Source organism: Thermaerobacter litoralis, from assembly GCF_054654595.1.
Genome location: NZ_BAAIES010000004.1, coordinates 292,308 through 303,534 on the forward strand (window position 1 = coordinate 292,308; position 11,227 = coordinate 303,534).

The following is an 11,227-nucleotide window of genomic DNA, read 5'->3' on the forward strand; positions in this document are numbered from 1 at the left end:
CCCGCGGCCCGGCCGTCACCCGGTGGAACCGGCGGACGCCGCCCGTGCCAGCAGGGCGTCGACCACCTCTTCCATTGCCATGCCCCGGGAACCCTTGATGAGGATGGCGTCCCCGGGCTCCAGCCACCGGTCCAGCTCGGCCAGCAGCGCCGCCTTGTCGGGATAGGCCGCCGCCGCGGCGGCCGCACCCCCGGCCTGGCGCCAGCCCTCCACCATGGCCGGCGACCATTGCCCCACGGCCAGGAGCACGTCGGCGGTGCCCGCGGCCGCCTGGCCAGTCTGGCGGTGCCCCTCCACCGCCCAGTCCCCCAGTTCGAACATGTCCCCCAGGATCGCCACGGCCCGGCGCGACCCGGCCACCTGGCGCAAGGCCTTGAGCGCCGCCGCCGTCGAGGTGGGTGACGCGTTATAACAATCGATGTAGAGGGTCCAGGAACCGGCCTGGCGGATCTCGTTGCGCATGGCCGCCGGCCGCGCCCGGCCCAGGCCCGCCGCGATGGTGGCCGCGTCCAGGCCCAGCGCCGCCCCCACCGCCGCCGCCGCCAGGGCACAGGTCACCGCCGCCGGCCCCGGCAGCGCCAGTTCCACCGGCGCCCCGTCGCCCCCCGGCAGCTCAAGCCGGAACCGGGTTCCCGCGCCCCGGCTCTCCACCGCCACCGCCCGCACCTCGGCGTCGGAGCCGGTGCCGAAGGTCAACACCCGGGCCCGGGTCCTGGCGGCCATGGCCCGGACCCGGGGATCGTCGGCGTTGAGGATGGCGATGCCCTCCGGGGGCAGGGCCTCGACCAGCTCGCCCTTGGCCTGGGCCACCCGCTCCAGGCTGCCCAGGAACTCCAGGTGGGACTCGGCCACCACCGTCACCACGCCGACGTCGGGCTCGGCGATGGAGGCCAGCCGGGCGATCTCGCCCAGACCCCGCATGGCCATCTCCAGCACGGCCACCTGGTGCCGCTCCTCCAGGTCCAGCAGGGTCAGGGGCAGGCCGATGTCGGTGTTGTAGTTGCCGGCCGTCTTGAGCACGGCGAACCGCTGTTCCAGCACGGCCGCCGCCATCTCCTTGGTGGTGGTCTTGCCCACGCTGCCCGTGATCCCCACCACCCGCAGGTCGGGCCGCCGGCGCCGGACCCACCGGGCCAGGTCGGCCAGGGCCTGGCGGGTGTCGGCCACCTCCACCACGGCCGTACCGGGCGGCGCGCCTTCGGGCAGGACCTCGGCCAGGGGCCGGGCGATGACGGCGCCCCGGGCGCCCGCGCCCAGGGCAGCGGCCACGAACCGGTGGCCGTCCACCCGCTGGCCGGGCAGGGCGAAGAACAGGTTCCCCGCCGCCACCCGGCGGCTGTCGACGGCCCCCCCTTCCACCGTCACCCCGCCGTCACCGGCGACCAGCTGGCCCCCGGTGGCCGCCGCCACATCGGCCATGGCCAGTCGCATGCCCTCACCCCCTCGGCTCGCCGGTTCCACCACCGTAGCCCATGGCGGCCAGGGCCTCGGCCGCCACCTCCCGGTCGTCGAAGTGGATCGTGCGGTCGGCGAAGATCTGGTAGTCCTCGTGCCCCTTGCCCGCGATCAGCACCACGTCACCCGGCCGGGCCAGCTCCAGGGCCCGGCGAATGGCGGCAGCCCGCTCGGTCACCCGCTCGTAGGCGGCCCCCGGCACCTGCCGGACGCCGGCCTCGATGTCGTCCAGGATCGCCTCCGGGTCTTCGCTGCGCGGGTTGTCGGAGGTCAGCACCGTGTAGTCCGCCAGGCGGGCGCTGATGGCCCCCATCTGGGGCCGCTTGCCCCGATCCCGGTCGCCGCCGCAGCCGAAGACGCAGATCACCCGCCCCTGCCCCGCCAGCTCCCGCACGCCCTTGAGGACGTTCTCCAGCCCGTCGGGCGTGTGGGCATAGTCGACGATGACGGCGAAGGGCTGGCCGCGGTCGATGCGCTCCAGCCGCCCGGGCACCGCCGGCAGGCTCTCCAGGCCCCGCGCCACCGTGCCGGGATCGAGTCCCAGGGCCAGGCCGGCCCCCGCCGCCGCCAGGGCGTTGTAGACGTTGAACCGGCCCGTCAGCCGCAGGCGCACCGGCACCTCCCCCTGCCCGCTGACCAGGACGAACCGGATCCCCCCGGGGCCCACCTCCACCTCCCGGGCGGTGATGTCCGCCCGCTCGCGCAGGCCGTAGGTGATCACCGGCGCGCTGCTGCGGTCCGCCATGAACCGGCCCCAGGGGTCGTCGGCGTTGATCACCGCCGCCTTGGGCCCCGGCTTGGTCGTACCGGGGACCTCGTTGCGCCCGAGCCGGGCGAAGAGCCGGGCCTTGGCCGCGGCGTAGTCTTCCATGGAGGCGTGGAAGTCCAGGTGGTCCTGGGTGAGGTTGGTGAAGACCCCGATGTCGAAGGCGCAGCCGGCCACCCGCTGCAGCGACAGGGCATGGGACGAGACCTCCATCACCACGTGGGTCATCCCCTCGTCCCGCATGGCGGCCAGCAGCCGCTGCAGGTCCGCCGCCTCCGGGGTCGTCCGTTCCACCGGCAGGGAACGGCCGCCGATGATGTTGTGGACCGTGCCGATCAGCCCTGTCGGGTGGCCGCCCGCCTCCAGCACCCAGCGGATCAGGTGGGTGGTGGTCGTCTTGCCGTTGGTGCCCGTCACGCCGACCAGCACCAGGCGGCTGCTGGGGTGGCCGTAGAAGGCCGCGGCCAGGAGCCCGAGGGCCAGCCGGCTGGAGGGCACCTGGACGTAGGGCACGCCCTCCAGGGCCAGCGCCCGCTCCCCCACCACCGCCGCGGCGCCGCGGGCCACCGCCTCGTCGATGAAGGAGTGGCCGTCGTAGCGCAGCCCGCGGATGGCGACGAACAGGAAGCCGGGTTCCACCCGCCGGGAGTCGTAGGTGATCCCCGCCACGACCCGGTCGGCGGGGCCCGTCACGGTCTTGTCGGGCAAGACGGCGATCAAGTCCTTGAGCTTCACCATGGGCCCGTCTCCTTACCCTGCGGTTTTGCCCCCGGAACCCTGCGGCATTGCCCCCGGACGAACCGGCGGCACCGGCGCCGCGACCATCGCTGGGGCGGCCGGGGCCGCCGGTGCCGCACCGAAGTATAGCAACTCGCCCAGCCCCTGACACCCCCGCGCCCCGGCGGTTCCGGCGCCCGTCGCGGCGGCGCTGTCCCAGGCCCGGAGCCGGTACCCGTCGCGGCGGCGCTGTCCCACCCCTGGGCCAGTGCTCGGGGCGGCGCTGTCCCACGCCCGGTCCCGGCGCCCCCGGGCGGCCTACCGCCGGCCGGGCCGCCGGCCCCTACGGCGCCGCCGGCTTCCGCAGGATCACCGTCACCTTGGAGCCGATGGGCACCCGGGATCCGGCCGCCGGCCGCTGCCCGGCCACCACGCCGTCCCGGTCGCCGCGGGCCTCCATCTGAAGGCCCGCTGCGGCCAGCCGCTCCGCCGCGTCGGCATAGCTCAGGCCGCCCAGGTCGGGCACCGTCACCCGGCCTTCCTCATCCTGGCGGTAGGCCGCCTCGGTATAGAGGATGATCGTGCTACCCTGTTCCAATTGCGCCCCCGCCGCCGGGAACTGGCCCACCACCCGCGGCCCGTTCCCCTCGAAGGTGACCTCGAAGCCGGCCGCCTGGGCCCGCTCCCGGGCCTCCTGGCGGGTCAGGTTCATCAAACTGGGCACCTGGCGCAGGCGGCGCGGGTCGACCCGCTCCTCCCGGGTGGGGGGTACGCCCAGGTACCGCAACACGTCCCGCGCCACCGCCTGGAAGACCGGGGCCGCCACGTAACCGCCGTAGTAGATCCCCGACGGCTCGTCGATGGAGACGACGATGGCCAGGCGGGGCTCGGCCACGGGCACCAGGCCCGCGAAGGAGCCGATGTACTTCTGGACGACCCGGCCCCCTTCCACCTTGTTGGCCGTGCCCGTCTTGCCGCCCACGTCGTAGCCGGGGATCCTGGCCCGGCTGCCGGTGCCCTGTTCGACCACCCCGCGCATGAGCTCGCGGATGGTCCGGGCCGTCTCGGGCTTGATCACCTGGCGCCGCTCGGCGGGCTGGACCTCCTCCACCACCCGGCCCTCGGGGTCGAGCCAGGCCTGGGCCAGGTGCGGGGTCTGCCACACGCCGTCGTTGGCCACGGCCGCCACGGCGGCGGCCATCTGGATCGGCGTGGTCGTCAGGGTCTGGCCGAAGCCCATGATCGCCAGGTCCAGGGGCGTCGCCTGGTCCATGGGCGGCACGATGCCCGTCGCCTCACCGGGCAGGTCGATCCCCGTCAGCTGGCCGATGTGGAACCGGTCCAGGTACTGGTAGAACAGGGGCTTGCCCAGGGCCAGGGCCATCTTGCCGAACACCACGTTGGAGGAGTGGGCGAACCCCTCCCGGAAGGGCACGGACCCCAGGCCCGCCTGGTTCCAGTTGGAGATGGTCTCGCCGCCCACCGTGAGGAAGCCGGGGTCGTCGACGATGGTGTCGGGGGTCACCTTGCCCGCGTCCACCGCCGCCGAGCCGGTGATGATCTTGAAGATCGACCCCGGCGGGAAGGCGTCGGCCACCGGCTTGATCCGCCAGTTCTGGCGCGGGAAGTCGGCGAAGCGGTTGGGGTCGTAGGTAGGCCGGGAGGCCAGGGCCAGGATGCCCCCGGTGCGCGGGTCCATCACCACGATGATCCCGCCCTTGGCCCCGTGCTGGATCACCGCCCGTTCCAGCTCCCGCTCGGCGATGTACTGGATCGTCTCGTCGATGGTCAGGCGCAGCGTCAGCCCCGGGGTCGGCCGCACGTACCGGGCCTGCACCGTGGGCAGGCGGATGGGGCGGCCCAGGGCGTCGTACTCGGTGGCGATGTAGCCGTCCTTGCCGGCCAGCTTGTCGTCGTAATAGGCCTCGATTCCCTCCAGGCCCTGGTTGTCGACGCCGGCGAAGCCCAGCACGTGGGCGGCCAGTTCGCCCTTGGGGTAGAACCGGCGGGCCTCCTGGGTGATGTGCACGCCGGGGATGTCCAGCTGGCGGACGGCGCGGGATTCGGCGTCACTGACCCGGCGCTTGATGTACCAGAAGGCGTGGGGCACCGTCAGGCGCTCGTAGACGTCCTCGGGGTCCATGTGCAGGACCCGGGCCAGATCCCGGGCCGCCTGCTCGATGTCCACCTGGCCCTTGCGGGCCGCCTCCTGCAGCTCGGCCGGCGCCACGTAGACGGTGTCCACGTCGGTGCTGGTGGCCAGGGGCCGGCCGTTGCGGTCGACGATGTCGCCCCGCCGCGCCTGGACAGGAACCTGCCAGAGCCGCATGTCCAGGGCCTTCTGCCGCAGGGCCTCGCCCCGCACCACCTGGATGGTGACCAGCCGGCCGGCCAGCACCGCCAGCGCCAGGGTGAACACGAGAAAGACCAGAAGGATCCGCCGCCGCATGCCGATGCCGGGCATACGAACGGCCGGAAAGCCTGGCGCCGTCCGGCCCATCCACCACCGCCTCCTGCTTCCCGAACCCGCTTTGCCGGGTCGACCGCAAATGACCGCAAATCAGCCCAAATGACGGCTTCCACGGGCAAAACCAATTCGCTTTTTCGCTTTCGCTCGAACCGAATCGGCTCCCGATGCGGGTCGAACCCGAAGCGATCCGGCGCTCTGGTGCCTGTTGGGCGCCCGGGAGGTCACCGGTCCCGGGAGGCGACCGCGACCGCCGTCGAACGTCGAAGGAGAGGCCCCGCCCCGTCAGCTGCCGAACCAGCGGTGCCAGAGGGCGGCGACCCAACCGCCGGTTCCGGGGCGCTCCGGCGCGGCGGGCGGCAGGTTCACCACCGCCTCCCGCATGGGTTCCTGCCCCGCTTGAGCCGGCGCCACGGCGCCCGGGGCCGTGGCGGGCGTGCCGTTTGCAGCGGCCGCCCGGCCGGCGGCGGGCACGCGGACGGCTCGCACCGCCTGGGGTTCTTCGTAACCCCGTTGCCGTGCGGCCTGTTCCAGCCGGTCCAGGGAATCCAGGCTCGCCACCTCGATGGCCATGTGCTCCGTGGCCCGCTGGAGCTGCGCCACCTCCTGCTGGCGCTGGAGGATGGCCCGGTTCAGCTCATAGAGCAGGGCGTACCGGCTGATGACCACCACAGCCAGCAGGAAGAGGACACCCACGGTGGCCACCAGGCGCGCCTCCGGCCGCAAGCGCAGCCGCCGCCGGATCTTGTACCGCCGGACCGGCCGCTGGGCCTCCGCCGGGCCCCAGCCCGGTTCCACCCAGGGTGCCGTCGTCTCCCCTCGCCAACGCGGTGCCACCGCGGCATTTCCGGCTCGTACCATAGTGCTATTCGCCCCCGCTCTGCTCTATGTCGCGACGGTGTCGCGCCGCCACCCTGAGCACGCTGGCCTTGCCCCGTGCGGGTCCGGCCCGGCCGGGCTACGGCAGCCGCTCGGGCTCGCTGCCCACCGGCTCCGGGCCCGCCCGCTCCAGGGCGCGGAGCTTGGCGCTGCGGGCCCGGGGGTTCCGCCGGGTTTCCTCCTCCCCGGGGACCACCGGCCGCCGGGTGAGGACCCGGTAGCCCGGCTGCCCCTCGTCGTCCGGACCTCCGGCCCCCGCGTCCCCCCGCCGGGAGGCCAGGCTGCGAAAAGCGGCCTTGACCGCCCGGTCCTCCAGGGAATGGAAGCTAATGACCACCAGCCGCCCGCCCGGCCGCAGCCGCCGGGCCGCTTCCTCCAGGAACCCTTGCAGGCCGTCGAGCTCGCGATTGACGGCGATCCGCAGGGCCTGGAAGGTCCGGCGGGCGGGATGGCCGCCCCGCCGCCGGGCCCGGGCGGGGATGGCGTCCTTGATCACCTCCACCAGCTGGGTGGTGGTGGTGATCGGCCGGCGGCGCCGCGCGGCGACGATGAAGTCGGCGATGCGGCCGGCCCAGCGCTCTTCGCCGTAGTCGGCGATCCACCGGGCCAGCTGGTCACGGCTGGCCGTGTTGACCAGGTCCGCCGCCGTCACCCGCTGGCTCGGGTCCATGCGCATGTCCAGCGGCGCCTCCACCTGGTAGCTGAAGCCCCGGGCCGGGTCGTCCAGCTGCATGGACGAGACCCCCAGGTCGAGGAGGATCCCGTCCACCGCCTCCCACCCCGCCGCGGCCAGGTGCCGGTCCAGGTCCCGGAAGTCGCCCCGCACCAGACGAACCCGCTCGCCGTAGGGGGCCAGCCGGGCCCGCGCCAGTTCCAGGGCCCGGGGGTCCCGGTCGATCCCCAGCAGCTGGCCGGCCGGGCCGGCCGCCTCCAGGATGGCGGCAGCGTGACCGCCCGCCCCCACGGTCCCGTCGACGAACCGCCCGCCCCGCTGGGGCGCCAGGTAGGCCAGGACCGCCTCCAGGAGCACGGGGATGTGGGGCCAAGGCTCCGGCGCTGGCGGCGTGGACGCCCATTCAGGCTCCCCGCCGGCCCCGGGCTCCGGGTGGCGATCCTGCCCTGCCCCAGGCTCGGCCGCGCCGGCGACCGGGCGGGCCTCGGCGCCGTCCACCGGTGCCGCGGTGCGGCTGGGGCGTGCGACGGGCTTGGAAGCCGCGGCAGCCGCCCGCTCGGGGGCCACCGCCGCGCGGGGCCCGGGCGCCATGCCGCGGCCGGGATCCCCGGCCGGTGGGGACCCCGCGTCCCGATGGCCATCCAGGTCGCAGCCGGTTCCCTTCCCCATCTCCTCGGCTCCCTTGCCTCTTCTGGTCGCAGCCGGGGCGTCCGATCGCCACCGGCCCGGCGGCCGGCGGCGGCTGATGGCCACCGGCGCCCGCCGGCCCCTGGCTCAGATCCCCAGGTCGACGATCTGCTCGGCGATCTGGGAGTAGGCCTCCGACGCTTCTTCCACGTAGCGTGTCCACCGCTCGGCGGCCCAGATCTCCACCCGGTTGCCCACGCCGATGAGGACGGCCTCGCGGTCGATGCCGGCGTACTCCCGCAGGGTCTGGGGCAGGAGGATCCGGCCCTGCTTGTCCGGCACGCACTCGCTGGCCCCCGACAGCAGCATCCGGACGAAGGCCCGGGCGCTGGACTGGGCCAGGGGCAGCGCCCGCAGCTTGGCCTCCAGGCTGCTCCACTCCGCTGGCGGGAAGACGAACAGGCACTGGTCGAGACCGCGGGTGATGACCAGGGGCTCACCCAGCTCGTCCCGCAGCCGGGCGGGGACGAACAGGCGCCCCTTGTCATCGACGGCATGGCGGTACTCGCCGATCAGCATGCCTGCGCGCCTCGCTTCGGGTAGAGCCACCGGGCGGACCGCTGCCGGCGGGCCGCGGGGACGCCCTGGGCCGGCCGGGCCGGCTCCCCACTGTCCCCCACTTTACCCCACTCTGAACCACTTGGTCCCGTTTATTCGGGGCACCGGGGACAACTCCTGCCCGGCAAGGTCCCAATTTTTTGACGGCTGCCGACGGATGGCGGCGGCGGCAACCGCCGGGCTTCGCCAAAGGGGCCGGAAGATGGCGAAAGGCGCCGGGTTGGTGGACCCGGCGCCTTTCGCCGCGCGGTCGCCTTGTCGAAAAAAGGCGGGGCGCGCTGCCTCTTTTGCAGCGCGCCCCGCCCGGCATGCTGGTGGAGCGGATGGGACTCGAACCCACGACCTCTGCGATGCGAACGCAGCGCTCTCCCAACTGAGCTACCGCCCCGCCGACAACCCTCATTCTACAGGCGGTCACCGGAGGCGTCAACCGCAGGCGCTACCGCGGGCGCTGATCGGCTGGCCCGTTTGGGACAACCGGCTGAGGCCTCTCCTTCGCTGTTCCCTCACCAGCACCTACCGCAACTTTCGGCGGGCGCTGATCGGGCCGATCGGACCGCATCACCGCGGGTCGCCCGGCCGCGGCGCCGGGCATGCGGCAGCCGCCGGGCGGCGTTGGCCCTTGCGGCGCGCGGCGGCCCGCGGTAAGCGGGCCGGCCGCCTCGGCGGGGCGGCCGGGGCGACGGGGGCGACCAGGGGGACGGGATCGTTGCGCGGCGGCCCAGGGCTGCGGGATCGCGCAGCGGACCAGGACCCCAAGATCAATGCCCGGCGCCCGGGCCACCGCTCCAGGTCGTCCCCGGCGCGGGGTCCGGCGCAAGCAGCGCGCCGCGGGGCCAAGCGGCGCTACCGCAGCCCCCACCAGGGCCCCAGGACCTCCGCATCGGTGACCACCAGGTCCATGCGCCGGTCCAGGGCATCGCGGGGGACGGCCGCCAGCACCATGGCCGCAGGCGCCACGCCGGCGCGCCAGGCCGCCGGATGGCGCTCGAGGAAGCGATCGTAGTACCCGCCGCCGCGGCCCAGGCGCCAGCCCTGGCGATCGAAGGCGAGTCCCGGCACCACCACCAGCGTGCCGGCGTCGACGGGATACGCGGGGCAGCCCTCATGGGGCTGGCGCAGGCCCCAGGGCCCGGGGACGGTGTCGTCCCAGCTCTCCACCACCCGCGCCTCCATGGCCTGGCGAACGGGGTCGACCCGCGGCAGGAGGACCACCAGCCCCTGGCGCCGGGCCCAGGGGAGCAGGGGGGTCACGTCGACCTCCGTCGCCAGGGGCGCGTACAGCATGAGAGCCGTGACGGCGGGACGTCGAGGGGCGTCGCCGCCCGCGGCCCCGGCCGGGGATCGCGGGGGCAACCCGCCGGTCACCACCCCTTGCAGCCGGGCACAGATGAGGTCGGACGCCCGCCGGCGGTCCCCCGCGGGCCAGGCCCGCCACGCCTCGCGCAGACGGCGGCGCAAGGCCGCCTTCTCATCCCCGCCGGCCGCCGCCATGGCGCCGCGCCTACCCCTCGGGGTCGATCCAGGCCACGGCGTCGCCCTGGTTCAGGGTCTGGCCCTTGGTGTGGGGCACGGCCGTCACCCGGCCGGCGCAGGGCGCGGCCAGCTCGTTCTCCATCTTCATGGCCTCCAGGATGGCCACCACTTGCCCGGCCTCGACCCGATCCCCGGGACGAACCCGCACGTCCAAAAGCAGGCCCGGCAAGGGCGCCGTCACGGGCGTGCCCTTGCCCGCGGCGCCGTTGCGCTCGGCTCCGGCGCCGGCCTCCGCCGGGGCGGCACCGCCCCCCGGGGCGGTGCCGCCCCTCGCCTGCGCGGCCGCAGCCGGGGCGCCGGCCCCGGCTGCGGCCGCGGGGGCCTCGCCCGCGGGTGCGGCGCCGCCGGGCGCCGCACCCGCGGGCCGGGCCGCCGCCCCCTCCGGCCCTGCTGCGCCGCCCGCTCCACCGGCCGGCCAGGCGCCCGCCGGGCCCGGGGCCGGGGTGACCCCCGCCCCGGCCCCGTGAGAGGCTGCGGCCCCCAGGCCCGCACCGGGCCCCTGCGCAGCGCCGGCCCCCAGGCCCCCGGCAGGTCCGGGAGCAGCGCCGGCCGCCCCGGCCGGCACCGGGCCGGCCCCAGGACCCGCCGCCTCCGGGTACAGGCCCCACCCCCCGGCGGCGCCGGGCCCCCACGGCCAGGCCGGCACCCCGTAGGGCCAGCCCGCCGCCGGCAGGCCCATCGGCCCCCCAGCGGCCAGCGGCCCGGCCGCGCCCGGGAAGGCCGCCGCCCAGACGCCAGTCCCCGCCGTGCCGGGGGCCGGCGGCGCGGCCGCCGGCCCGTCCACCGGTTCGACCCACACGTCGAAGACCCATCCGTTGACCGTCACCCGATACCGCTTCATCCTCGCGTCCTCCCGTCGTCGCGGCCCGCCGGCTGGCCGTCCAGGCGCCCGCCGCCCTGCCGCCGTCCCGCCTCCGGGCCCCGGCCGGCTTGCCCGGCCAGTCCCACCTCCGGGACCCGGCCGGCTTGCCCGGCCGGTCCCGCCGCCGGCGGGCCGGCCGGGGGCCGGGAACGAGCCAGCAAGGCGGCAGCCCCCGCCATCAATTCCTGCCGCCCGGCCAATGCCCAGGGGCGTGGCCACGCCGGGGCTCCCGCCGCCAGGGCCGCCTCCGCCTCCAGCAAGAACCGGCTCCCGCCGGCGGCGCCCGCCGCGCCCAGCAGGAAGGCCCTCCCCGCCGCCCCCGGCAGCCAGCCGGGGCCGGCAGCCCCCGGCGCCAGAGCCGTTCCGGCCGGCCCCAGGGGCCGGATCCACCGCACCCGGACCCCTTGTCCCGCTTCTGCCTCGACGGCCGCCACGATGGCCGCCACCACCGCCGGTGGGATCACCCCACACCCTCCTTCGCGGGCCACCCGGTTCAGCCCGGTATCCCCGCTCCACCCGCCCCCGTTGGCCCCCGATGCCCGGGGGCCAACCGCGGCCCAGAGGCCACCGGCCGGGCGGCACCCGCGGGCAGGCACCCGGCCGGCGGCGCTGCGGCCCCGGGCGCGG

Annotated in this window: 9 protein-coding genes and 1 tRNA gene; all 10 read right to left on the reverse strand. The window is 75.6% G+C overall.

The annotated features are described in order from the left end of the window. Positions 1-15: 15 nt before the first annotated feature. The 10 genes from ACYQ02_RS03040 to ACYQ02_RS03085 all read right to left on the reverse strand — a co-directional run bounded on the left by ACYQ02_RS03040 (position 16) and on the right by ACYQ02_RS03085 (position 11,064). The gene (locus ACYQ02_RS03040) at positions 16-1,431 is read right to left on the reverse strand and encodes a UDP-N-acetylmuramoyl-tripeptide--D-alanyl-D-alanine ligase (RefSeq protein ID WP_460038958.1); all 1,416 of its coding nucleotides are present in this window, start codon (positions 1,429-1,431) and stop codon (positions 16-18) included. 4 nt (positions 1,432-1,435) lie between these two features. Next, a complete protein-coding gene (locus tag ACYQ02_RS03045) occupies positions 1,436-2,959 on the reverse strand; it encodes a UDP-N-acetylmuramoyl-L-alanyl-D-glutamate--2,6-diaminopimelate ligase (RefSeq protein WP_460038959.1) in 1,524 nt (507 codons plus the stop codon). Between the two features lie 322 nt (positions 2,960-3,281). Next, positions 3,282-5,438: a penicillin-binding transpeptidase domain-containing protein gene (locus tag ACYQ02_RS03050; RefSeq protein ID WP_460038960.1), complete on the reverse strand. Its 2,157-nt coding sequence runs from the start codon at positions 5,436-5,438 to the stop codon at positions 3,282-3,284. A 252-nt stretch (positions 5,439-5,690) separates the two neighbouring features. Then, entirely contained in the window at positions 5,691-6,203 is a 513-nt protein-coding gene (locus ACYQ02_RS03055) for a septum formation initiator (protein WP_460038961.1), read from the reverse strand. Positions 6,204-6,363: 160 nt separating this feature from the next. Beyond that, on the reverse strand, positions 6,364-7,626 hold the full coding sequence (gene rsmH, locus ACYQ02_RS03060; protein ID WP_460038962.1) for a 16S rRNA (cytosine(1402)-N(4))-methyltransferase RsmH: 1,263 nt from the start codon (positions 7,624-7,626) through the stop codon (positions 6,364-6,366). 105 nt (positions 7,627-7,731) lie between these two features. Next, on the reverse strand, positions 7,732-8,163 hold the full coding sequence (gene mraZ / locus ACYQ02_RS03065; protein WP_460038963.1) for a division/cell wall cluster transcriptional repressor MraZ: 432 nt from the start codon (positions 8,161-8,163) through the stop codon (positions 7,732-7,734). A 351-nt stretch (positions 8,164-8,514) separates the two neighbouring features. After that, positions 8,515-8,590 (reverse strand) — tRNA-Ala (locus tag ACYQ02_RS03070). 458 nt (positions 8,591-9,048) lie between these two features. Next, positions 9,049-9,696 (reverse strand): 5-formyltetrahydrofolate cyclo-ligase, encoded by a 648-nt coding sequence (locus tag ACYQ02_RS03075; RefSeq protein WP_460038964.1) that lies wholly within the window; start codon positions 9,694-9,696, stop codon positions 9,049-9,051. A 10-nt stretch (positions 9,697-9,706) separates the two neighbouring features. Further along, the gene (locus ACYQ02_RS03080) at positions 9,707-10,579 is read right to left on the reverse strand and encodes an acyl-CoA carboxylase biotin carboxyl carrier protein subunit (RefSeq protein WP_460038965.1); all 873 of its coding nucleotides are present in this window, start codon (positions 10,577-10,579) and stop codon (positions 9,707-9,709) included. Next, positions 10,576-11,064: a hypothetical protein gene (locus tag ACYQ02_RS03085; RefSeq protein ID WP_460038966.1), complete on the reverse strand. Its 489-nt coding sequence runs from the start codon at positions 11,062-11,064 to the stop codon at positions 10,576-10,578. Before ACYQ02_RS03085 ends, ACYQ02_RS03080 begins: the two co-directional genes overlap by 4 nt. Between the last annotated feature and the right edge of the window lie 163 nt (positions 11,065-11,227).

Coding starts and splice junctions, on each gene's coding strand:
- ACYQ02_RS03045 (WP_460038959.1), bottom strand. CDS start 2,959: ATGGTGAAGCTCAAGGACTTGATCGCCGTCTTGCCCGACAAGACCGTG.
- ACYQ02_RS03050 (WP_460038960.1), bottom strand. CDS start 5,438: ATGGGCCGGACGGCGCCAGGCTTTCCGGCCGTTCGTATGCCCGGCATC.
- ACYQ02_RS03080 (WP_460038965.1), bottom strand. CDS start 10,579: ATGAAGCGGTATCGGGTGACGGTCAACGGATGGGTCTTCGACGTGTGG.
- ACYQ02_RS03040 (WP_460038958.1), bottom strand. CDS start 1,431: ATGCGACTGGCCATGGCCGATGTGGCGGCGGCCACCGGGGGCCAGCTG.
- mraZ (WP_460038963.1), bottom strand. CDS start 8,163: ATGCTGATCGGCGAGTACCGCCATGCCGTCGATGACAAGGGGCGCCTG.
- ACYQ02_RS03075 (WP_460038964.1), bottom strand. CDS start 9,696: ATGGCGGCGGCCGGCGGGGATGAGAAGGCGGCCTTGCGCCGCCGTCTG.
- rsmH (WP_460038962.1), bottom strand. CDS start 7,626: ATGGGGAAGGGAACCGGCTGCGACCTGGATGGCCATCGGGACGCGGGG.